Raw genomic sequence first — 22450 nt, 5'->3', positions numbered from 1 at the left:
GGCGATGCTCACCGATCTCGACCTCCCCGCCGCGCTCGCCACCCCCGACGGCGCGGTCACCCTGCGACGCGCTGACGTCGGCGACCTCGACGCGCTCATGCGGCTGCTCGCCGACGACGCCGTCAGCGCCTCGCGCGGCGACCTCGCCGACGCGGCGGACGCCCCGGCTTACCGGGCCGGGCTCGTCGACACCCTCGGCGACCCGTCGAACGACCTGCTCGTCGTGGTCGGCGCCGACGAGGAGGTGGTCGCGATGATGCAGCTCACGCGCATCCCGGGCCTCGCCCGTCGCGGTGCCACCCGGGTGCTGATCGAGGCGGTCCGGGTGAGCAGCGCGCGGCGGTCGTCGGGCATCGGCTCGGCGATGATGCGCTGGAGCACGCAGGTCGCGGCGCCGGCGCTCGGCGCGGCGCTCGTGCAGCTGACGTCGGACGAGGCGCGCACCGACGCGCACCGCTTCTACGAGCGGCTCGGGTTCGTCGGGTCGCACCGCGGCTTCAAGTTCCGGGTAGGGGAGAGCGCTCTCCGCTGACGTCCCGCTGCGCGTGAAAATCCAATAGGATTCGAGCACCGCTACTCCGGATGCGATCCCGAAGGAACGACATGCGCGCAGCTCCCGCTCTTCCGCCGACCCGTCATCGGCCCGAGCCCGCCTCGGCGGCGCCCACCCTCGGGCAGTACCTCCGGGGCCGCCGGGCCCAGCTGCAGCCCGCCGACGTCGGGCTCGTCGCCGAACCGGGCCGCCGGGTCTCCGGCCTCCGCCGGGAGGAGGTGGCCGACCTCGCGGGCATCAGCCGCGAGTACTACATCCGCCTCGAGCAGGGCCGCCACCACCAGGTCTCCGAGCAGGTGCTCGCCTCGCTCTGCCGCGCCCTGCGCCTCGACGCCGACGCGTCCGCCTACTTCTACCGCCTCGCGCTGCCGGCTCCGCCGCGCTCACCGGGCCGCCCGGTGCCGCCCGTGAGCGACCTCGTCCTCCGGCTGGTCGAGCAGTGGTCGGATGCTCCGGTCTACGTCCTCGACCGCAACCAGGACATCCTCGTCGCCAACGAGCTCGCCCACGCCCTGCAGCCGAGCTTCGCCGTCGCCGGGGGCAACTGCGTAGCGGCGGCGTTCCTCGCCCCGCAGGAAGCCCGCGGGCTCGAGGGCTGGCGCCGCACCGCTCGCGCTGCTGTCGCCGCCCTGCGCTTCCACGGCGACCCGGACGACCCGCGGCTGCAGGAGCTCGTGGGCGAGCTGTCCGTGCGCGACGCGGATTTCCGCGAGATGTGGGCGAGTCTCGAGGCGCGCCCGCTGACCTTCGGCGAGGCCCCGGCCTTCGTCGACGGCTTCGGCTTCGGCGAGATGCCGTGGCAGTGCCTCGACGTGCCGGGCGGGCACTTCCTGCTCGTCTGGCTCGACCCGCCCGACACCTTCGCCTCGGGCGCGATCGCCCACCTGCGCCGCACCCTGCGCGCCTGCGGGAACCAGGGTCCGACCCTCGTGCGCCCGGGCGAGGCCCTCGTGCGCCCGGGCGAGGCCCCGGGCACGCCGTCCCGCCTCATCCGCCCCGACGAGTTCCACGACCACCTCACCCGCGCGGCCGCCGCGGGCGCCGCCGCATCCGCGGCGTCCCTCCGCACCGCCTCCTGACCCGCCCGCTCGTCCAGCCCCCTTCGCGACCGCGGTCGGCCCGCGCGCGGCGTGGGGGTACGGGCGACGTCGGCGGTCAGAGCATCCGCTCGAAGAAGTCGGCGGCGAGTGAGCCGAAGCTCGGCGCCTGCTCGTCGAGGCCCGCCGACGGGGTGTCGGGCCAGCTGTGCCGCCCGCCCTCGATCGCGTGCCACTCGGCGACCCCGCCGGCCGCGCGGATCGCGTCGCGCAGCGCCTCGCCCTGCTCGACCGGCACGATCTCGTCGGCGGTGCCGTGCACGATCGAGAACGGCACGACCGCGCCCCGCACCTGGGCGACCGGGCTCAGCGCCGCCAGCCGCTCGGGGGTCACCGGAGCGCCGAGCAGCCGGGTGACCTCGTCGTCGGCGTCGGGATCGGTGCCCCGGAGGTCGGCCGGGCAGGCCGCGACCGCCGCCGCCCGCACGCCGCTCGCCGGATCGAGGGCGACCATCGCCGCCAGCTGCGCTCCCGCCGAGAACCCCCACACGGCGACCCGCTCCGGGTCGCCGCCGAACTCCTCGGCGTGCGCGATCGTCCACGCGACGGCGTCGAGCGCGTCGTCCAACGCGGCCGGCCAGACGGCGGTGCCGCTCAGCCGATACGTCGGCGCGACCGTCACGAAGCCCCGCCCGGCCAGCAACGGATTCAGCCACGGATGCAGTGCCGCCCCGCGGTCGCCCTCGTGCCACCCGCCGCCGTGCAGGAACACCACGACCGGGGCGAGCCCCCGACCGGATGCGCCTGGCGCCCGGGTCGCCCAGCCCCCACCCTCACCCGCCGCCCCGCCCGCGCCCTCCGCGGGTGCCAGCACATCGAGCCGCAGAGCCCCCTCGGGCCGCTCGGCATAGACCAACCCGGGCCAGAACCGGAGGGGCGTCGCGTCGTCGATGACCATGCTCCGAATCTACGACCCCGTCGGCATCCGCACGAGCGAGCATCCCGACATCGGCCGGGCGCAGTCGGCCGGGCGCGGTCAGGCGGCCGGGGTCAGCGGGCCGCGTAGTGGGCGGCGAGGCGGCGGAGGCCCTCGTCGAGCGAGACGGACGGGGCCCAGGCCAGGGCGTGGCGGGTCGCGCGCTGGTCGAACCAGTGCGCGGTCGAGAGCTGCTCGGCGAGGAAGCGCGTCATCGGCGGCTCGTCGGTGCCTGGCCGCACCGCCCACCAGCGCTCCACGGCGCCGCCGGCCGCGCGGGCGAGGCCGGCCGGCACGCTCCAGCGCGGCGGTCGCACGCCGGCGGCGAGGCAGATGCCCGCGAGCAGCTCGGCCACCGGTCGCGGCTCGCCGTTGGTCACGACGAAGGGTCGGCCATGGGCGTCCGGATGCGCGGCCCGCTCCAGCGCCGACGCGATCGCCGTCGCGGCGTTGTCGATGTAGGTGCTGTCGATCAGCGCGGTGCCGTCGCCGAGCAGCGGCAGCCGGCCGTGCCGGGCGCGGTCGACGATCCGCTCGACGAGCTGCGTGTCACCGGGGCCCCAGACGAGGTGCGGGCGCACGGCCACCACGGCGAAGCCCGGCCGGTCGTGCGCGAGGGCGATGAGCTCGCCCTCCGCCTTGGTGCGGGCGTAGAGGCCCCGGGCCCGGGCGGGATCGGCGGGCTCGGCCCCGGCGCCGACGAGGGAGCTGCCCGCGTGCGCGACCGACGGCGACGAGATCTGCACGAAGCGCGCGACACCCGCGCGCTCGGCGGCGTCGAGCAGCAGCCGGGTGCCCTCGACGTTGACCGCCGTGAACTCGTCGGGGTCGCCGGCGAGCGACACCTTCGCGGCCAGATGCACCACCGCGTCGACGCCCTCGACGGCCCGGGCGACCGCGGCGGCGTCGGTCACCGAGCCAGCGACATCGGCGACCGAGCCGCCGCCACCCCGCCCTGCGAGCCCCGACGGCCGCCGCTGCAGCGTGCGCACACGAACCCCGCGGTCGGCGATCTCGGCCGCCACGGCCCGCCCGAGCAGCCCGCTCGCCCCGGTGACGAGAACGGTCACGGCGCGCTCAGCCGCCGGCCCTCGAGCACGCCCTCGGCCCAGAGCGACAACCCGGCCCGGTCGATCTTCGAGTTGTGCCTGATGTCCGTCGGCAGCTGCGCCACCGAGAACACCGCGACGAGCGGATGCCCGGTCGACTCCCGCACCCGCCGAGCGAGCTCCGGCGCGGCGAGGGCGGCCCGCCGAGCCCTGGGCGAGGCCTCGACGACTGCGACGAACTGCCGGAGGCCCTGCGGACCCACCCCGACGACCGCCGCGCGGCGCACCGCCTCGACCGTCTCGATGGCCTGTTCGGCGCCCACCGGAGCGACCGGCCCGTCGGAGGTCGCGATGACGTGCGGCAGCCGCCCCTCGATCCACAGCCGCCCGTCGGCGTCGAGGTGCCCGACGTCGCCGGTGCGGTGCCAGCGTCCATTCTCGGGCGTGTCCCGCACGGCCTCCCGGTCGGTGAGCCACAGCCGGTCGTAGCCGCTCTTCAGGTGCGGCGCCGAGATCAGCACCTCGCCGAGCATGCCGACAGCCCGCGACGGTGACCCCGTCGCCCGGCCCAGCTCGTCCAGCGCACTGATCCGCACCTCGACCCCGGCGATCGGATGCCCGACGCACACCCCCTCGTCACCCGACCCCGAGGCGCGAACGGCCCGCACGTCGTCGAGCGTGATGTCGGAGACCAGCAGGCACTCGGTCATGCCGTAGAGGGCATGCGCCTGAGCGTTCGGCAGCACGGCGACGAGCTCGGAGAGCATCCGCTCGCTCACCGGTGCCCCCGTGGAGAGCACCGTGCGCACGCCCCCGAGCACCACCCGCTCGGCGGGCTCGAGCTCGCCCGCGGTCGCCACCACGTTCAGGATGGCGGCGGGGGAGAGGAAGACGATGTCGGCCGCCGCGGCCGAGACCGCCGCCGCCACCGCGCGGGCGGTGAGGGTGCGGGGCGCCGAGACGTCCATCTCGGGGGTCGACGACCGCGCGCCGAGCGCCGGCCCGAGCAGCGCGAAGGGGGCGAAGCCCGTGACGAGGCCCGAGTCGGGAGTGACGGCGAAGTGCTCGCCGAGGGCGTCGCGCACCGCCGAGAGCTGGGCGTGCGTGTAGACGACGCCCTTCGCCGGGCCGGTCGACCCGGAGGTGAACAGGATCGCCGCGGGATCGCCGGGTTCTGGCGCGGCGGGCAGATCGAGCGACGGCCCGTCGTACAGCTCGCGCAGGCTCACGGTCACACCGAGCGCCCTCGCCGACGCGCGAGGCAGGCGAGCGGTCGAGATGCGGATGCCCGGCCAGCCCAGCGCCCGGGCCGCCGCCAGCCCACGGGTCTCGCCGATGACGAAGTCGGGGTAGGCGCCGCGGAGGGCGCGTCCGAGCCCCTGCACCCCGAGCCCCGCGTCGGCCACCACGACGACGGCGCCGAGCCGCAGGCAGGCGTAGACCACCGCCGTGAGCGTCGCGCCGGGGGTCGTGAGCAGCGAGACGCGGTCGCCCTTCCGCACGCCGAGGCGGTGCAGCCCCGCGGCGAGGCGGGTGACGCGGTCGTTCAGCGTGCGCCACGAGACGTGGCGCACACCGTCGCCGCGCAGCTCGACCACGGCGTCGGTGTCGTCGTCGCGACGCTCCTCGAGGTGGGCCCAGAGGGGGGTGAAGGATGCGCGGCCGGCGCCATCGCCATCACAGGAAGGAGCGGTGGCGGTACCGGCGTCGCCGACGATACCCGCACCGGCAAGACCGCCCGCACCGGCACGACCACCCGGGCCGACGTACTCGTCCAGCCAGGTCAGCACCGACTCGGCGACCGGCGCATCCTCGGCCACGAGATGCCCGGCCCCCTCGAAGCGGTGCACCTGCGCGTGCGGCAACCGCCCCACGAGGTCGTCGAGGTACCGGTCGCCGAAGACCGGGTCGCGCGGACCCCAGAGCATCAGCGCCGGCACCTCAAGCGCGGCCACGTCGGCGGCGAGCCGCGTCAGCCGTGCGTGGCTCGGGTGCGAGGCGTCCACGGGGATGTCGGCGACGAACGCGCCGATCCCGCGTCGGCGGGAGGCGGTCGGGTAGGGCGCCCGGTAGCCGGCGCGAACCTCGGGCGGGAGTGGCGGAGCGGCCAGCGAGAGCGTGACGTCGAGAAAGCCGGTGGTCTGCACCGACCCGGCCCCGAGCATCCCGCGCGCCCGGGCGAGCCGGAGCGGCGCCGGGATGGGCACGTCGGCCGGCTGGTGCACGGCGGTGTTCAGCAGCATCACACCCGCCAGCAGCTCGGGATGCGTGGTGGCCCAGCCGAGCGAGACCACTCCACCCCAGTCGTGGCCGAGCGTGACGACCGGGCCGGTGAGACCCAGCGCCTCGGTGAAGGCCGACAGGTCGTCGATGCGCTGGGGGAGGATGCGCGACCGGCCGCTGCGCGAGGAGTAGCCCATCTCGAGCTGGTCGACCGCGACCACACGCCACGCGGGGCCGCCCGCGCGGGCGTCCTCGAGGGTGCGGGCGACGACGTGCCGCCAGAGGTACGACCAGGTCGGGTTGCCGTGCACCGCGAGCACGGTGCCGACCGGCTCGGCCCCGAGGGCGGCCAGGGCATCCGCGGTGTCGACGTAGTGCCAGGAGTCGCCGCCCGGCACCGTGAGCAGGCGCGAGTGGGCGGTGTCGAAGCCGTCGAGCCCGGCGGGGGGAAGGGCGGCGGGGGAGACGGCGGAGCGGGCGGGCGGCGGCGAGGCCGTCACCAGGCGATCTCCATCAGGGCCGTGTTCAGCCCGGAGCCCACACCCATGAGCAGCACCCGGTCGCCGTTCTTCAGCGTCTTCTGCTCCTCGGCGAGCGTGATGGGGATCGACGCCGGACCGACGTTGCCGAGGTGCGGATAGGTCACCGGCACCCGGCTCTTGTCGAGCGTCGCGGCCCGCACCATCGAGTCGGTGTGCACCGACGAGACCTGATGGGTGATGTAGCGGTCCATCTTGCCCCAGCGCCACTCGGTCTGCGCCTCCTTCCAGGCGGAGAGCACGAGGTCGAGCCCGCCCTTCAGGAGTGCTCGCGCATCCGTGAACATGCCGTCGACGCTGCCGACGCACAGCTCATGGAACTGGGTGGCCGCGCGGGTGACGCCGCCGAGGATGCGGTGGCCCGACGGATGCGCGTCGGCCGGGCCGATCACGGCCGCCGCCGCCCCCGAGCCCAGCGTGAGCGACGCGAACTCGCTCATGAAGGCCTCGCGGTCGATGTCCTCCCGCAGCAGCCGTTCGATCGTGTTGACCTGGATCTCGTCGGCGTCCTCGCCGTTGACGATCAGGGCGTACTTCACCTGGCCCGACTCGATCATCGCGGCGGCGAGCGTCATGCCGGTGACGAAGCCGAGGCAGGCGTTGGCGACGTCGAAGTTGATGGCCGAGCTCGGCAGCCCGAGCCCGTCGTGGATGCGCACGGCCACCGACGGCTCGAGGTGCTGCCGGGTCACCGAGGTGTTGATCATCAGCCCGATCTCGGAGGCGTCGATGCCGGCCTCGGCCAGCGCACGGCGCCCGGCCGAGATGGTGGCGGCGTCGGAGCTCTCACCGGGGCCCCAGTTGCGCCGCTCGAGCACGCCGGCCACACGGCGCAGCAGACCGCTGCGCAGCTTCAGGCGCTTCAGCGCCGTGGCGAGCTTCTGCTCGATCTCGTCGGAGGTGGTCACCCTCGACGGGATCGTGCTCGCAACGGACAGCAGGGCCACGTTGCGGAATCGGGTAGTCGAATTGCCGGTCACGAATCCTCCGCGGCTCTCCAGAACGCGCGTGATCGCACGCACGAGACCAGTAATCTACAGGGAGTGCGCTGGGTGGAGGCTGAACCGGTCATCCTCGCATCCTAGGCACGCCCCGCCCCCGGCTGCACACGGGGGCCTCGGAGCGAGCTTCCGAGGCCCTGACATCGGCCCCGGAAAGCGGGCGTAGCATTGCCCGCGTGATGCGCCCAACCCAGACGACGGTCGGCGAACTGCGTGCCTCCGGACACGTCCAGAAGACCCTCCGCACCGAGCTCCGCGACAACCTCCTCGACGCCCTGCGGGAGGGCCGCGACCCGTGGCCGGGGCTGCACGGCTTCGAGTCCACCGTCATCCCGCAGCTCGAGCGCGCGCTCATCGCCGGGCACGACATCGTGCTGCTCGGTGAGCGCGGCCAGGGCAAGACCCGGCTGCTCCGCACCCTGTCCGGCCTCCTCGACGAGTGGTCGCCGGTCATCGACGGCTCCGAGCTCGGCGAGCACCCCTACGAGCCGATCACCAGCGTCAGCCTCCGCCGCGCGGCCGAGCTCGGCGACGAGCTGCCCGTCGCCTGGCGCCGCCGCGAGGAGCGCTACGTCGAGAAGCTCGCCACACCCGACACGAGCGTGGCCGACCTGATCGGCGACGTCGACCCGATGAAGGTGGCCGAGGGGCGGAGCCTGGGCGACCCCGAGACCATCCACTTCGGCCTGATCCCGCGCAGCCACCGCGGCATCGTGGCGATCAACGAGCTGCCCGACCTCGCCGAGCGCATCCAGGTGGCGATGCTCAACGTGATGGAGGAGCGCGACATCCAGATCCGCGGCTACGTGCTGCGCCTGCCGCTCGACGTGCTCGTGGTGGCGAGTGCGAACCCCGAGGACTACACCAACCGCGGCCGCATCATCACCCCGCTGAAGGATCGCTTCGGTGCCGAGATCCGCACCCACTACCCGACCGAGCTCGCCGACGAGATCGCGGTCATCCGCCAGGAGGCCGAGCTCGTCGCCGACGTGCCCGACTATCTGATCGAGATCCTGGCCCGGTTCACCCGCAACCTCCGCGAGTCGGCGTCGGTCGACCAGCGCAGCGGCGTCAGCGCCCGCTTCTCCATCGCCGGGGCCGAGACGATCGCGGCGGCGGCCATCCACCGCGCCACCCGGCAGGGCGAGCCCGACGCGGTCGCCCGACCGGTCGACCTCGAGACGGCGGTCGACGTGCTCGGCGGCAAGATCGAGTTCGAGTCGGGCGAGGAGGGCCGGGAGGACGAGATCCTCGACCACCTGCTGCGCACCGCCACCGCCGAGACCGTGCGGGCGCACTTCCGCGGCCTCGACTTCGCGCTGCTGGTCGACGCGCTCGAGGGCGGGTCGCTCGTCACCACCGGCGAGCAGGTCGCCGCACGCGACTTCCTGGCCGGGCTGCCCTCGCTCGGCGAGTCGGAGCTCTACGACGAGATCGGCGACCGCCTCGGCGCCACGAACGACGGTCAGCGGGCGGGCGCCATCGAGCTCGCCCTCGAGGGGCTCTACCTCGCCCGCCGGGTGAGCAAGGAGTCGGGCGGCGGCGAGACGATCTATGGCTGAGCGGGCGACCGCCGTCTGCGCATCCGCCCCCGGTGAGCGGATGCGCGACCATGCCTAGGGCGAACCGCCGCCTGACCCGGGCCGCCCGCTACGGGCGGTACGTCGACGGGCCCGACCCGCTGGCGCCGCCCGTCGACCTCACCGAGGCGCTCGACGCCATCGGCGAGGAGGTGATGGCGGGCTACTCGCCCGAGCAGGCCCTGCGCGAGTTCCTCCGCCGCGGCGGCCGGGACCAGAACGGGCTCGACGACCTGGCCCGCCGGGTCGCCGAGCGCCGTCGCGAGCTCACCCGCGAGCACAACCTCGACGGCACGCTGCAGGAGATCACGGAGCTGCTCGAGAAGGCGGTGCTCGCCGAGCGCAAGCAACTCGCGCGCGACGCCCTGATGGACGAGGGCGACCGGGCCCTCGCCCAGATGCAGCTCGACAACCTGCCCGCCTCCGCCGCGGCCGCGGTGAGCGAGCTGAACGGCTACGACTGGACGAGCTCCGAGGCGCGAGCCGACTTCGAGAGGATCAAGGACCTGCTCGGCCGCGAGATGCTCGATCAGCGCTTCGCCGGCATGAAGAACGCGCTCGAGAACGCGAGCGACGCCGACCGCGAGGCGATCACGCGGATGCTCGCCGACCTCAACGAGCTGCTCGAGGCGCACGCCCGGGGTGAGGACACCCCCGAGCAGTTCGAGGGGTTCATGGCGGAGCACGGGGAGTTCTTCCCCGAGCATCCGGAGACCATCGACGAGCTGCTCGATGCGCTCGCCGCCCGCGCCGCGGCCGCCCAGCGGATGCGCAACTCGATGACCCAGGAGCAGCGCGACGAGCTCGACGCCCTCGCCCAGCAGGCCTTCGGCTCGCCCGAGCTGATGCAGGGCCTCGGCCGGCTCGACGAGACCCTGCGGTCGCTCCGGCCCGGTGAGGACTGGGGCGGTTCCGAGCGGATGAGCGGCGAGCAGGGGCTCGGGCTCGGCGACGGCACCGGCGTCTTCCAAGACCTGGCCGACCTCGACGAGCTGAGCGAGCAGCTCGCCCAGTCCTACAACGGTTCCCAGCTCGACGATCTCGACCTCGACGCCCTCGCGCGGCAGCTCGGCTCGGACGCGGTGGTCGACGCCCGCACGCTGCAGCAGCTGGAGAAGGCGCTGCGCGACACCGGCACGATGAAGCGCGGGTCGGACGGGCAGCTGCGCATGACCCCGAAGGCCATGCGGCAGCTCGGCAAGGCGCTGCTGCGCGACGTGGCCCAGCGGCTGTCGGGGCGCCAGGGCGCCCGCGACGTGCGGCAGGCCGGCGCGGCGGGGGAGCGCTCGGGCTCGACGCGCGAGTGGGCCTTCGGCGACACCGAGCCGTGGGACGTGACGCGGACGATCACGAACGCCGTCACTCGCGTCGCCGGCGCCGGAGGCGACACCGCCGCGGGCGTCAGGATCGAGATCGGCGACGTCGAGGTGCAGGAGACCGAGGCCCGCACGCAGGCCGCCGTGGCGCTGCTCGTCGACACCTCGTTCTCGATGGCGATGGACGGCCGCTGGGTGCCGATGAAGCGCACCGCGCTCGCGCTGCACACGCTCATCACGAGCCGCTTCCGCGGCGACGACCTGCAGCTGATCGCCTTCGGCCGCTCGGCCCAGGTGATGCCCATCGAGGAGCTCACGGGGCTCGAGGCCGAGTGGGACAAGGGCACCAACCTGCACCACGCGCTGCTGCTCGCGAACCGGCACTTCCGCAAGCACCCGAACGCCCAGCCCGTGCTGCTGATCGTCACCGACGGCGAGCCCACCTCGCACCTCGAGGCGAACGGCGAGGTGTTCTTCGCCTACCCGCCGCATCCGCTGACCATCGCCTATGCCGTTCGCGAACTCGACAACTCGGTGCGCCTGGGCGCCCGCACGACCTTCTTCCGGCTCGGCGACGACCCGGGGCTGGCGCGGTTCATCGACTCGATGGCGCGCCGCGTCGACGGCTCCGTGGTGGCGCCCGAGGCCGACGACCTCGGGGCGGCCGTCGTGGGCTCGTACCTCGGCTCCCGCGGCAGCGACCCGCTCGACCTCGGCTAGTGCCCGGTGCCCGGCCGGCGCTGCAGCCGGGTCTCCTCCTGGTCGAGCAGCGCCTGCGCCTCGGCCAGGATGCGTGACGGGTAGGTGCCGACGGCCCGCAGCTCGAGCATCTTCTCGCGCTCGGCGGCCACGATCGCCAGCCGCAGCTCCCGGTAGAGCCGGTGCGGGGTCTCGTCGGGCTGCTCGCGCCGCCCGGCCCGCTCCCAGGCCGCCTCGGTGCGCAGGAACGTGGCCTGGCGCGCCCGCTCCACGACCTCGGGGTCGACGAGGTCGCTGCGCTCGGCGACCTGCTCGTCGAGCTTCTCGAGCCCGGCGCTGCTGATCGTCTCCAGCAGCTGGGCGAGCTCCTTGCGGTCCTCCTTGGCGTCGATGCCCTCGACCCCGAGCAGCCGGATCAGCCACGGCAGCGTGCCGCCCTGCAGCACGATGCTCGTGACCGCGACGGTGAAGGCGATCAGGATCAGCTGCGGGCGGTAGGGCGTGTCCTCGGGAAGGGACTGCGCGGCCGCGAGCGTCACCACACCGCGCATGCCCGACCAGCCGAGCACCACGCCGCCGCGCCAGTCGATGCGTTCCTGGCGCTGCTGCTCGAGATCGGCCCGGCGGCGCTCGTAGTCGCGTTCCAGCCGGTTGCGCACGCGGGCCTGCCGCTTCGTCGCGACCGGATGACTCCGGTAGTAGTACAGCGCCAGCAGCGCGCGGTAGGTTCGGCGTTCGTTGCGCTTCTCGCGCTGACCGAGGGCGAACACGAGCGGCCCGATCCAGAGGTACCGGATCAGCACCAGCGCCACGGTGGCGAGCAGGCCGATGCCGAAAGAGGCCTCGACCGTCAGGATCTCGGGCTGCACGGCTTCGATCAGCGTGCGGATCTCGAGACCGATCAGGAGGAACACGCCGTTCTCGAGCAGGAACTGGATCGTGCGCCAGTTGATCCGGTCGCTGATCCGCGACTGCGGTGAGAACTTGGTGGGGGAGGCGTGCCCCGTGTAGAGCCCGGCGACGACGACGGCGAGCACCCCGGAGGCCCCGAGCTGCTCCGCCGGCACGAACGCCACGAACGGCACGGCGAGAGACAGCGCCGTGTCGAGCACCGGGTCGGACAGCTTCGAGCGCACGTAGACGGTCACCGCGCCGGCGGCCAGCCCGACGATCACGGCGACGACGACGGCGAACAGGAAGTCGGTGACACCCGCCCACGGTGCCGTCATCGCTCCGGCGGCGGCGGCCACGGCCGAGCGCAGCAGCACCAGGGCGGTCGCGTCGTTCACGAGGCCTTCGCCCTCGAGCAGCGTGAGCAGTCGTGGGGGCAGACCGAGGCGACGGCCGATCGAGGTGGCGGCCACCGCATCCGGAGGGCTGATGATCGCGCCGAGCGCGACGGCCGCGGCGAAGTTGAGGTCGGGCAGCAGGGTGTAGAGCAGGAAGCCTGTGGCGAAGGCCGTGACGATCACGAGCACCACCGACAGGCTCGCGATGGGAGCGAGGTTGCGCCGGAAGTCGACGACCGGCACGCTCACCGCGGCGGCGTAGAGGATGGGCGGCAGCAGGCCGTCGAGGATGATCTCGTGCGGCACCTCGATCTCGGGCACGCCGGGCAGGTACGACAGACCGACCCCGACCACCACGAGGATGATCGGCGCCGCGATGCCCAGCCGTTTCGAGAAGGCGGCCACGGCCACGATCACTGCGACGGCGATGATCCCGTAGATGCCCAGTTCCATCTGATCGACCCTAACCGGTGTCAGAAGATCGGCCAGGGCACCGCGGGCATGCGGCCCTCGGGCGCCGGGAACCGGCCGTCGGCGAGCAGACGATCCGCGCGGTCGGCGAGGGCGACGATCTCGTCGTCGGTGAGCAGCGGCGTGAGCGCGTCGACGAGGTCGCCGTCGGTGAGCGCCGCGAGCACCCGCTCGACGCCGGCGAGCTCGTCGTCGCTGAGGGGCTCGTCGATCCAGCCCCAGAGCACGGTGCGCAGCTTGTGCTCGGCGTGGAAGGTGAGGCCGTGGTCGACGCCGTGCCGGTGTCCGCTTGCCAGGGGCAGCACGTGGCCGCCCTTGCGGTCGGCGTTGTTCGCGATGACGTCGAAGACCGCCATGCGGCGGAGCGTGGTCGTGTCCTCGTGGATGAGGGCAATCGGCCTGTCCTCGTCGTCGTGCCCGTCGAAGACCCGGCGCCAGCCCGAGGTGGGCACGGCGTCGGCGGGGACCAGGTCGACCGCGTCCTGCTCGGGGTCGACGGTCTGCCAGAGCTGCACCATGCCGGGCCCGAGCGGGCCGTCGCGGAGCCAGGTGCGGGGCACGACCCCGCCGCCGAGCACCTCCGAGACGAGGTACGCGGCGGCCTCGCGGTCGGCGAGGGTGCCGTCGGGGAAGTCCCAGAGGGGTTTCTCGCCGGCAACCGGCTTGTAGACGACCTCCAGCTCGCCGAGGCGGGCGAGGAAGGTGGCGTTCGAGGCGGTGGTGATGCGTCCGATCAGCTCGAGCTCGAGCCCCTCGCCGGGCTCCTCGCCGCCCATGGTCAGACGTCGTCGCCGACGGGGCAGACGTGGCCCTCCGGGTCCATCGGGGTGCCGCAGAGCGGGCAGAGGGGGCGGCCCGCGCCCACGATCTCGCGGGTGCGCTTCGCGAACGCGCGGGCGGTGCCCACGGGCATCCGCACCACCAGCAGCTCGGCGGGCTCGACCATCGGCTCGCCGGTCTCCCACTCGAGCTCGGCCGAGAGGTCGTCGGGCGCCGCCTCGGTCTCCACCAGGGGGTAGGCCTCGACGACGAGCTGGGCGGTCGTCGGATCCCAGCCGAGGCCCATCGCGCCCGCCCGGAACTGCTCGAACACGGGCTCCAGCGGGTCGTTGTCGACGAGCTCGACCGGGATGCTGCTCGGCACGCTGAAGCGGTTGCCGTCGTTCACCATCAGCTCGTCGAGGATCTCGTCGATCTTCTCGGCGAGCACCGCCGACTGCTCCTTCTCGAGCGCGACGCTGACGAGCTGGGCGCCGGTGCGGGCTTGCAGGTAGAAGGTGCGGGAACCCGGGTTGCCGACCGTGCCCACCACGACACGGTCGGGCCAGGCGAAGTCGTGGACGATTGTGGGCATGCCCCTATTTTATTGACCGGATGCCCGGCCCGCTCGGATCCGGACGGACTCGCGGGTCACGCGGGGCCCGCTCCGCCACCCACCGGCGCGTCGGCCGCGGGCGGGGCCGCCCGGAGCCAGGACAGGTCGCCCGCCTCGGTGTTCGTCGCCACCACGTCGGGCCGGTCGGCGCCGTAGCGCACGATCGAGACGGAGGCGGGGCTCACGCTGATGCGCTGGAAGAGGTCGAGGTGCATGCCGAGCGCGTCGGCCAGGATGCCCTTGATGATGTCGCCGTGGCTGACCGCGACCCACACCGCACCGGGGCCGTGCTCGGCCTCGAAGGCCGCGTCGAGGCGGCGCACCGCGGAGGCGCCGCGCAGCTGCATCGTCGCCATCGACTCCCCGCCCGGGAAGGTGACGGCGGAGGGCTGGCGCTGCACCGTCGACCAGAGGGGCTCGCTCGCCAGCTCCTTCAGGGTGCGGCCCTGCCAGTCGCCGTAGTCGCACTCGGTGAGGTCGTCGTCGATGCGGAGCTCGAAGGGACGGGGGCCGGGCAGCTCGCCCGGCGGCTCGCCCGGCAGCTCGCCGACCAGCGCCCTCTGCCGGCGGTCGAGGATGACGCCCGCCGTCTGCCGGCAGCGCTCGAGCGGGCTCGACACCACCGCCACGAGTGGCACCAGGGCGAGCCGCTGGGCGGTGCGGGCCGCCTGCTGCTCACCGACCTCGTCGAGCCTCACCCCGGGGGTGCGGCCCGCGAGCAGTCCGGAGGCGTTGGCGGTGGTGCGTCCGTGCCGCACGAGGATGACTGTGGCCATCCGATCAGCCTAGACACTCGACGGTGGGCATCCGTCGGCGCGGGGGTGTCAGCGCGCCCACTGATAGGGCGTCGTGGTCGACACCCGCACGAGACCCGAGCGCTCCAGGATGGGCCGGGAGAACTCGGTGCTGTCGCTGTGCACGAGCCGCGCGCCTCCGGCGAGGGCCGAGCGCGCCCGGGCCGCCGTGAGGGCTCGGTAGACGCCTCGCCCGCGGTACGCGGTCTGCACCGCGCCGCCCCAGATGCCCACGAACTCGGTGCCCGGAACCGGCTCGAGGCGGCCTCCGCCGACCATGCGGCCGTCGGCCTCGGCGACCCAGAGCTCCATCCCGTCGCCGCGGGCGAGCCGAGCCACCAGGGCATCCGCGATCGCCTCGTCGACCGGCTCGCCGAAGGCCTCGTCGACCGCGGCGCTCATGGCGCGCACCTCGGCCTCCTCGCGCACCTGGCGCACCGTGACCCCGGCGGGCGGCTCGGTCGAGATCGCCGCGAGGGCCTCGAGCGGGCCCACCATGATCGACTCCGGCTCCTCCGCCACGAAGCCCTCGGCCACAAGCGCGTCGTGCAGGCCCGGGGTGTCGTCGTGGCCACGGGTCTTCCACTCGATGCGCCGGATGGCCGGGTCGGCGGTGAGGTGCTGCAGAGCATCCGGAACCAGCGCCCGGATCGCCGCCTCGTCGGCCCCGCCGAGATCGCGGTAGCTGACGAAGCCGCGCCCACCGGCGAAGGTCACGAGCCGCAGCGGACCGAGACGCTCGACCCGCAGGGCGCTCGGTGTCGCGGCGTCGCCGCGAAGCGGCTCGTCGTAGGCGCGCAGGTACTCCTGCCGGGCGGCGGCTGCGCTCACGGGACGATGACCGCGCGACCGCGCACCGTGCCGGCCGCCAGCGCCTCGTAGGCCCTCGGCCCGTCGTCGAGCGAGTAGCGCTGCACCTCGACGCCGACCTGGCCGGTGCGGGCGAGCTCGAGCACCTCGATCAGCTCGGAGCGCGAGCCCCAGTACGGGATGCGGAGGGCGGCGTCGTAGGCGATCGACCCGAAGCCGACATGGGCGGTGCCGCCGCCGATGCCCACGATCGTGACGTCGGCCTCGGAGGCCGCCGAGGCGACGGCGGTGGCGATGGTGGGCTCGGCGCCGACGAAGTCGAACACCGCGTCGGCCCCCAGGCCGCCCGTGAGGCGGCGGATCTCGTCGGCCGCCGAGGCGTCGCTGATCACCGTGTGGTGGGCGCCGACCTCCTTGGCGAGCGCGAGCTTCTCGTCGTTCACGTCGAGCGCGATGACGGTGGCGCCGCTCAGGGCGCGCAGGATCTGGATGGCCACGTGACCGAGGCCGCCCGTACCGATGACGACGGCGTGGCTGCCCGCGCCGAGCTTCGGCAGGGAGGTCTTGATGGCGTGGTACGGCGTGAGGCCGGCGTCGGTGAGCGAGACGTTCTGCACCGGGTCGAGGTCGCCGAGCGGCACGAGGTGGCGGGCGTCGTCGACGAGCATGTACTCGGCCATCGAGCCCGGGGCGCCGAGCCCGGGCGGCTTGATGCCCTCGGCCTGGGCGTTCAGGCAGTAGTTCTCCTTGCCTTCCGCGCACTTTCGGCAGCGGCCGCAGCCCCAGGGGCCGTAGACCGCGACGGCGTCGCCGACCGCGAGGTGTTCGACACCCTCGCCGAGCTCGGCCACGATGCCCGCGCCCTCGTGGCCGAGGGTGAGGGGCAGCGGATAGCCGCCGCCGAGGTACTCCTCCTCCGAGAGGCCCATCACGAACTCGTCGGAGTGGCACACGCCCGCGGCGGTGACCTTGAGTAGCACTTGGCCGGGGCCGGGGGAGGGTTTCGGGATCTCGACGATCTCGGGGTGGGAGCCGATGCGGGTGTACTGGAGTGCCTTCATGGTCTCCACGGTACGCCTGGGGGGTAGGGCGTCAGCTCTCGGGCGTGTCGAGGGCGTCGAGGGCGGCCGCGGCGGCGGGGGCGGCGGGCGCGTCGGCCGTGGCGGCAGCGTCGAGGGCGTCGAGCTCGCGCAGCGCCTCGCGGGCCCGGGCCAGCCGGTCGGCCTCCGGCTCGTCCCACCAGCGGGGTCCGCGCTCGCCGAGTCCGTGCTTGGCGAGCCCCACCCGCTTCCGCGACGCGGCCACCCGCTCATCGTCGCCGCTGCGCTTCCCCGCCCCCACCCCGCTGCGCCCCCGGCCGAGGTGCGACCGCAGCGCCGTCGTGAGCTCGTCGGGCAGCGACGGGTCGGTGCGGGGCCAGCGGCGCCCGTTCACCACCAGCCAGCGCTCGTCGTCGGTCACGCGGTCGACGCTACGCCTCGGGCGACGGTGGCACACTGGGTTCGTGACCGTCATCGACGAGCTGCGCGCCGAGGTGGCCGCGCATCCGTCGAACGCCTGGGCAACCGCGGCCGGCTGGCAGCCCCTCGTCGTGGGCTCGCCCGAGTCGCGCGTGCTCATCATCAGCCAGGCTCCGGGGCGGAAGGCGCAGGAGACCGGCATCCCGTGGAACGACGCCAGCGGGGTGCGCCTGCGCTCATGGCTCGGCATGAGCGACGCCGAGTTCTACGACCCGGCGAACCTCGCGATCGTGCCGATGGACTTCTACTACCCGGGCAAGGCGGCCTCGGGCGATCAGCCGCCCCGGCGCGGTTTCGCGGAGCAGTGGCACCCGCGCATCCTGCCGGCCCTGACCGAGGTGCGGCTGACCATCCTGATCGGCGCCCACGCCCAGCGCCTCTACCTCGGCCCGCGCCGCGGCCGCACTCTCACCGACACGGTGCGCGCGGCCTCCGACTACCTGCCGTTCTACCCGATCGTGCACCCCTCGCCCCTCACGCAGGGCTGGCGGATGCGCAACCCCTGGTTCGAGGCCGACACCACCCCGCAGCTGGCCGCCCTGGTGCGCGACGCCCTCGATCGGCGGAGCACGTAGGCTGGGGCGTCGGCCGGTCGGCCGCATCCCGAGCGACTGAGAACGAGCATCCGTGAGCCTGATCCGCCTGAACGACGTGAGCATCGAGTTCGACGGGCGCACGGTGCTGCGCGAGGCGTTCCTGAAGCTCCGCGGCGGCGACCGGGTGGGGCTGATCGGCAAGAACGGCACGGGCAAGACCACGTTCCTCGAGCTCGTGCTCGGGCGCATCGAGCCCTCCTCGGGCAGCGTCGACGTCACGCTGGGGACCACGATCGGTTACTTCTCCCAGTTCTCGGAGCTCGACGGCGACCGGAGCATCCGGAGCATTCTCGGCGACCACTTCGCCGCCGTGCACGAGACGCAGGCCCGCCTCGACACCATCGGCGAACAGCTCGCCCAGCCCCTGGACGACGAGCGGATGACCGCCCTGCTCACCGAGCAGGGCGCGCTGTTCGAGCGGATGGACGCGATCGACGGCTGGTCGTACGAGAACACGATCGACACCGTGCTCACCAGCCTCGGCTTCGACGAGTCGCGGCGCGAGCTGCCCGTCGACCGGCTCTCGGGCGGCTGGCGCAACCGGGCGGCGCTGGCGCAGATCCTCGTGCAGGCGCCCGACGTGCTGCTCCTGGACGAGCCCACGAACTTCCTCGACCTCGACGGCGTGCGCTGGGTCGAGACCTGGCTCGGCCGGTACCAGGGCGCGGTGCTCGTCGTCTCGCACGACCGGCAGTTCCTCGACGGGGTCGTCACCCGCATCGTCGAGATCGAGAACCACCGGCTGCAGGAGTACGAGGGCGACTACTCGGCCTACGTGCAAGCCAAGCAGTCGAGGCTGCGGATGCTCGAACGGCAGTTCGCGCACGAGGAGGAGCTGCTCGCCTACGAGCAGGCCGCGTCGGCCGCCCGTCGCGAGGCGGCGCGCAACCGCTCGGACGACACCTTCGTGGCGCGGCGGCTCGCCGACATCAAGAAGAAGCAGGCTCCGCGACCGATCGACCAGATCATCACCGAGATCTACGGCGGGCTGCGCGTGAGCAACGACCTGCTCGAGGTGGTGCGGCTGAGCAAGGGGTTCGACGGGCATCCGCTCTTCACCGACGTCACCTTCAGCCTGCACCGCGGCGACCGCGTGGCCGTCGTGGGGTCGAACGGCTCGGGCAAGTCGACGCTGCTCGACGTGCTCACCGGCGAGACCGAGGCCGACAGCGGGCAGGTGCGGTGGGCCAAGGGGGCGCGGTTCGTCTCGTACAACCACGTCTACGCCGCGCTGGATCTGACCGACACGGTCGGCCACGCCGTGAACGCCTACCCCGACTCGCTGGCGTTCTCGGCGACGAAGAAGAGCGTCGGGCGGTTCCTCGCGATGCTGCAGTTCTCGGAGGCCGAGCTGAAGCAGAAGATCGGCACCCTCTCGGGCGGCCAGCGGGCGCGTGTCGCGATCGCGCAGTGCCTGCTCTCGGGCGCGGCCGTGATCGTGCTCGACGAGCCGACGAACCACCTCGACATCACGAGCACGCAGGTGATGGAGCGGGCTCTCACGCACTTCCCGGGGGCGGTGCTCGTGGTCTCGCACGACCGGTTCTTCGTCGACAAGCTGGCCGACCGCCTCCTCATCTTCGACGGCACCCCCCAGGTCACCCTCCGCGCCGCCTCCGGCGCCCTCTGACCCTGCGGGTTCGGTCGCCACCCCCGTTGGGGTGCGTTGCCGGATCGTGATGGAGGGCAGGGCGGTGCGCTGGGATACTGGCGCCATGAGACTGACCAGGACCTTCACCGCCGTCGTGATCGCCGTCGCCGTGGCGGGCGGCGGGTTGAGCGGATGCGCGGCGAGCCCCGCCGAGGCGCCGACGACGCCCATCGGCGGCGACATCGTCGCGCCGGTGACGATGGAGGCGAACGACCTGCAGGGCGCCACCGTCGACCTCGTGGTGGGGCAGGTGCTCAACGTGAAGACGGGCGACCTCGCCACCGACAGCTACACCGGCGAGGTCGCCGACACCCAGGTGGCGACCTTCGTCAAGGGCGCCACGGGCGGCAGCGCCGAGACCAACCCCGGGGTCACCGCGGTCGGCCCCGGCGAGACCGAGGTCACCATGACGAACTCCGACGGGGGCATCCAGCCGCTGACGTTCACGGTGGTCGTGACGGCGAAGTAGCGTCCGCCCTCGCTAGAACGGCGCGACGCCCGAGCGGTCGACGAACGTGCCGGTCGGCCCCGAGCCGCCGCGCGTCGCGAGCTCGACCACGGCATCCGTCCCCTCCTGCACCGTCTGGTGCCCGCTGTTGCCGTTGAAGTCGGTCGCCGTGTACCCCGGGTCGGCCGCGTTGATTCGCATCTCGGGATACGCCTTCGCGTACTGCACCGTCAGCATCGTCACCGCCGACTTCGACGACTGGTACAGCGGGGCGACGATCTGCGACTCGATCCGCTCGGGGTCGGTGACCGCGCCGAACGAGCCCATGCCGCTCGACACGTTCACGATCGTCGGCGCCGACGACTGCGAGAGCAGCGGCGCGAAGGCGCGGGTCATCCGCACGATGCTCACGACGTTCGTGGCGTAGACGTCCTCGGCGTCCGAGGCGGTGAGTTCGGCGGCGGGGCGCATCGGCCCCGGGATCCCCGCGTTGTTGATCAGCACGTCGAGACCGCCGTCGCCCGCGATGGTCGCCACCGCGGCGTCGACCGACGAGTCGGACGTGACGTCGAGCTGCACGAAGCGCGCTCCCAGCGCATCCGCCGCCCGCTGCCCGCGCTCGGGGTCTCGGGCGCCGACCCAGACGGTGTGGCCCGCCTCGACGAGTCGGCGGGCGGTTTCGTAGCCGAGGCCCTTGTTGGCCCCGGAGATGAGTGTCGTTGTCATGCTCCGAGTCTGCGCCCGCCCCGCGACCCCGCCCAGGTGCCCGTCGACGGGTGGAACGGCAGTACCACCCTCGCCGGGCCGCCCGGTGCGAGACTTGCATAATGGATGCCCGCCCCACCTCCGCCGGAGCCGGCGAACTCGGCGAGCTCCTCCGTACCTGGCGCGACCGCCTCTCGCCGCTCGACGTGGGCCTGCCCGCCGGTGACACCCGCCGCGCCGCCGGCCTGCGGCGGGAGGAGCTGGCGATGCTCGCCGGCCTCAGCGTCGACTACGTGGTGCGCCTCGAGCAGGGGCGTGCCCGCCGCCCCTCGGCGCAGGTCGCGGCCGCCCTCGCCCGCACGCTGCAGCTGAGCGACGCCGAGCGCGACCACCTCTACGTCGTCGCCGGCCTGCTCCCGCCCTCCGCTCCGAGGTGCCGGCGCACATCCCGCCCGGGGTGCAGCGGCTGATCGCGCGCCTCGGCGAGGTGCCGCTCGCGGTCTTCACCGCCTCATGGGACCTGCTCACCTGGAGCCGCCTCTGGACCGCCCTCCTCGGCGACCCCGCCCGCTCGACGAGCCACCGCGCGAACCTGCTGATCTGGCATTTCACCGGCGTCGGCTTCATGACCTCCGAGCGCCGCATCGCGAGCCGCTCCAACAGCGTCGAGGCCTTCGAGGCGTCGCTGGTGGGCGACCTGCGGCGGGTGCTCGGGCGGTATCCGGATGATCGAGGGGTGCGCTCGCTCGTCGCCGACCTCCTGGCGGCGAGCCCCCGCTTCGCGGGGGTCTGGCACAGCGGCGCCGTCGGCGAGCACCAGTCGGAGCGCAAGGTCGTCGAGAACGACCTCGTCGGCGACATCGAGCTCGACTGCGACGTCTTCACGGTGGCGGGAACCGACCTCCGAATCGTCGTCTACACGGCCGCGGCCGGCACCCCGGCGGCGGCCTCGACTTCCTCCGCGTCTCGGCCGTTACCGCGCCCGGAGTCGTCGCGACCTGATAGATTCTCACTCTTCCAGTCGAAGGGTGTTGGGATGGCCGTCTTTCCGCGCGGCGCGCGCGTCTTCGTCGACGAGTGCAAGGCCCGCGGGTACTGGATCGCCGCGACGGCGGTGGCACCCGGTGATGCGGCCGCGGTCGAGAAGGCGCTGCGCAGGTTGACCCGCCCCGGCCAGTCGCGCATCCACTTCCGCAAGGAGTCCGACTCGAGCCGGCGGCAGCTGGTGGCCGCCGTGTGCGCGATGGAGGTCGAGGTCGTGCTCTACCTCGTCTCCGGATGCTCGGATCGCGTCGCCCGGCCGCTGCTGCTCACGTCGCTCGTCGGCGACCTCGTGGCGTCTGAGGCTTCGCAGCTGGTGCTGGAGCGGGACGAATCGGCGGAGGCCGCGGACCGGACGCACATCGCCTCGGCGCTGCGATCGACGCCGGGCGCGGGGCTGCAGTACCGGCACGTGTCGCCGGGGGAGTGCCCACTGCTGTGGGTGAGTGATCTGGTGGCGTGGTGCGCCCACCGCGGCGGCGACTGGCGACGGCGAGTCTCGCCGCTCATCACCGACGTGGTCGAGGTCGGGGCTTGACCACGGGCGGGCCTTAAATGCGCGAGCCCCGCTCGTCGAACCGTCCGGATGACTGCGAGGCCTACTTCAGCCCGCTAGAGCGGGCTGCGCTGAAAGATTATCACCTTCGCTGGGGGAAAGGAAGTCAGAAGAGGGGATCGGGGGCGGTGCGCGGGGGAGCGGCGGCCGCGGAGGGAGCGGCCGCGGGGGCGGCGGCGGCCGCGGAGGGAGCGGCTGCGGGGGCCGCGGCGGCGGCGGGG

General features: G+C 73.5%; 21 protein-coding genes. 9 read left to right on the top strand and 12 right to left on the bottom strand.

Annotation, left to right across the window (positions count from 1 at the left end; translation table 11 throughout):
• Nucleotides 1-4: 4 nt before the first annotated feature.
• Both NVV95_RS16235 and NVV95_RS16230 read left to right on the top strand, forming a co-directional pair.
• Nucleotides 5-532, top strand: coding sequence for a GNAT family N-acetyltransferase (locus NVV95_RS16235; protein WP_259487595.1), 528 nt, complete (start codon nucleotides 5-7; stop codon nucleotides 530-532).
• 71 nt (nucleotides 533-603) lie between these two features.
• On the top strand, nucleotides 604-1632 hold the full coding sequence (locus NVV95_RS16230; RefSeq protein WP_259487594.1) for a helix-turn-helix domain-containing protein: 1029 nt from the start codon (nucleotides 604-606) through the stop codon (nucleotides 1630-1632).
• Between the two features lie 76 nt (nucleotides 1633-1708).
• On the opposite strand, the gene NVV95_RS16225 is transcribed toward NVV95_RS16230, so the two are convergent.
• The 4 genes from NVV95_RS16225 to NVV95_RS16210 form a co-directional block, all read right to left on the bottom strand.
• On the bottom strand, nucleotides 1709-2548 hold the full coding sequence (locus NVV95_RS16225; RefSeq protein ID WP_259487593.1) for an alpha/beta hydrolase: 840 nt from the start codon (nucleotides 2546-2548) through the stop codon (nucleotides 1709-1711).
• 92 nt (nucleotides 2549-2640) lie between these two features.
• The gene (locus tag NVV95_RS16220; RefSeq protein ID WP_259487592.1) at nucleotides 2641-3636 is read right to left on the bottom strand and encodes an NAD-dependent epimerase/dehydratase family protein; all 996 of its coding nucleotides are present in this window, start codon (nucleotides 3634-3636) and stop codon (nucleotides 2641-2643) included.
• Nucleotides 3633-6338: an alpha/beta fold hydrolase gene (locus NVV95_RS16215; RefSeq protein WP_259487591.1), complete on the bottom strand. Its 2706-nt coding sequence runs from the start codon at nucleotides 6336-6338 to the stop codon at nucleotides 3633-3635. Before NVV95_RS16215 ends, NVV95_RS16220 begins: the two co-directional genes overlap by 4 nt.
• A complete protein-coding gene (locus NVV95_RS16210) occupies nucleotides 6335-7357 on the bottom strand; it encodes a 3-oxoacyl-ACP synthase III (RefSeq protein ID WP_259487590.1) in 1023 nt (340 codons plus the stop codon). Before NVV95_RS16210 ends, NVV95_RS16215 begins: the two co-directional genes overlap by 4 nt.
• A 200-nt stretch (nucleotides 7358-7557) precedes the next feature.
• On the opposite strand from NVV95_RS16210, the gene NVV95_RS16205 reads away from it, so the two are divergent.
• The gene (locus NVV95_RS16205; protein WP_259487674.1) at nucleotides 7558-8940 is read left to right on the top strand and encodes a magnesium chelatase ATPase subunit I; all 1383 of its coding nucleotides are present in this window, start codon (nucleotides 7558-7560) and stop codon (nucleotides 8938-8940) included.
• Between the two features lie 50 nt (nucleotides 8941-8990).
• Nucleotides 8991-10994 (top strand): vWA domain-containing protein, encoded by a 2004-nt coding sequence (locus NVV95_RS16200; RefSeq protein WP_259487589.1) that lies wholly within the window; start codon nucleotides 8991-8993, stop codon nucleotides 10992-10994.
• Here the strand turns inward: NVV95_RS16200 and NVV95_RS16195 are convergent.
• From NVV95_RS16195 to NVV95_RS16165, 7 genes are read right to left on the bottom strand one after another with little or no spacing between them, the layout of a single operon-like run.
• Entirely contained in the window at nucleotides 10991-12715 is a 1725-nt protein-coding gene (locus NVV95_RS16195; RefSeq protein ID WP_259487588.1) for a cation:proton antiporter, read from the bottom strand. The genes NVV95_RS16200 and NVV95_RS16195 overlap by 4 nt on opposite strands.
• A gap of 20 nt (nucleotides 12716-12735) precedes the next feature.
• Nucleotides 12736-13509, bottom strand: coding sequence for an Rv2133c family protein (locus NVV95_RS16190; RefSeq protein WP_259487587.1), 774 nt, complete (start codon nucleotides 13507-13509; stop codon nucleotides 12736-12738).
• A 2-nt stretch (nucleotides 13510-13511) separates the two neighbouring features.
• The gene (locus tag NVV95_RS16185) at nucleotides 13512-14087 is read right to left on the bottom strand and encodes an Rv2134c family protein (protein WP_259487586.1); all 576 of its coding nucleotides are present in this window, start codon (nucleotides 14085-14087) and stop codon (nucleotides 13512-13514) included.
• A 56-nt stretch (nucleotides 14088-14143) separates the two neighbouring features.
• On the bottom strand, nucleotides 14144-14884 hold the full coding sequence (locus NVV95_RS16180) for a histidine phosphatase family protein (RefSeq protein WP_259487585.1): 741 nt from the start codon (nucleotides 14882-14884) through the stop codon (nucleotides 14144-14146).
• 48 nt (nucleotides 14885-14932) lie between these two features.
• Nucleotides 14933-15733 (bottom strand): GNAT family N-acetyltransferase, encoded by an 801-nt coding sequence (locus tag NVV95_RS16175; RefSeq protein WP_259487584.1) that lies wholly within the window; start codon nucleotides 15731-15733, stop codon nucleotides 14933-14935.
• On the bottom strand, nucleotides 15730-16773 hold the full coding sequence (locus tag NVV95_RS16170; RefSeq protein WP_259487583.1) for an NAD(P)-dependent alcohol dehydrogenase: 1044 nt from the start codon (nucleotides 16771-16773) through the stop codon (nucleotides 15730-15732). Before NVV95_RS16170 ends, NVV95_RS16175 begins: the two co-directional genes overlap by 4 nt.
• A 31-nt stretch (nucleotides 16774-16804) precedes the next feature.
• Complete coding sequence (locus NVV95_RS16165) at nucleotides 16805-17227, bottom strand: biopolymer transporter Tol (RefSeq protein ID WP_259487582.1); 423 nt, start codon at nucleotides 17225-17227, stop codon at nucleotides 16805-16807.
• On the opposite strand from NVV95_RS16165, the gene NVV95_RS16160 reads away from it, so the two are divergent.
• From NVV95_RS16160 to NVV95_RS16150, 3 genes are all read left to right on the top strand, one after another.
• Complete coding sequence (locus NVV95_RS16160; protein WP_259487581.1) at nucleotides 17217-17807, top strand: uracil-DNA glycosylase family protein; 591 nt, start codon at nucleotides 17217-17219, stop codon at nucleotides 17805-17807. The genes NVV95_RS16165 and NVV95_RS16160 overlap by 11 nt on opposite strands.
• Nucleotides 17808-17859: 52 nt before the next feature.
• A complete protein-coding gene (locus NVV95_RS16155) occupies nucleotides 17860-19458 on the top strand; it encodes an ABC-F family ATP-binding cassette domain-containing protein (protein WP_259487580.1) in 1599 nt (532 codons plus the stop codon).
• 85 nt (nucleotides 19459-19543) lie between these two features.
• A complete protein-coding gene (locus NVV95_RS16150) occupies nucleotides 19544-19948 on the top strand; it encodes a hypothetical protein (RefSeq protein ID WP_259487579.1) in 405 nt (134 codons plus the stop codon).
• Nucleotides 19949-19960: 12 nt separating this feature from the next.
• Here the strand turns inward: NVV95_RS16150 and NVV95_RS16145 are convergent, their stop codons facing one another.
• Entirely contained in the window at nucleotides 19961-20653 is a 693-nt protein-coding gene (locus NVV95_RS16145) for an SDR family NAD(P)-dependent oxidoreductase (protein WP_259487578.1), read from the bottom strand.
• A gap of 101 nt (nucleotides 20654-20754) precedes the next feature.
• Between NVV95_RS16145 and NVV95_RS16140 the strand changes: the two genes are divergently transcribed.
• Both NVV95_RS16140 and NVV95_RS16135 read left to right on the top strand, forming a co-directional pair.
• Nucleotides 20755-21102 (top strand): helix-turn-helix domain-containing protein, encoded by a 348-nt coding sequence (locus tag NVV95_RS16140; protein WP_259487577.1) that lies wholly within the window; start codon nucleotides 20755-20757, stop codon nucleotides 21100-21102.
• Nucleotides 21066-22211 (top strand): MmyB family transcriptional regulator, encoded by a 1146-nt coding sequence (locus NVV95_RS16135; protein WP_259487576.1) that lies wholly within the window; start codon nucleotides 21066-21068, stop codon nucleotides 22209-22211. The genes NVV95_RS16140 and NVV95_RS16135 overlap by 37 nt, the downstream gene beginning before the upstream one ends.
• Nucleotides 22212-22450: the final 239 nt, after the last annotated feature.

Source organism: Herbiconiux gentiana (assembly GCF_024978135.1).
Classification (GTDB): domain Bacteria; phylum Actinomycetota; class Actinomycetes; order Actinomycetales; family Microbacteriaceae; genus Herbiconiux; species Herbiconiux gentiana.
The sequence above is the reverse complement of the archived record's forward strand: the minus strand, read 5'-3'. Positions and strand labels throughout refer to the sequence as shown.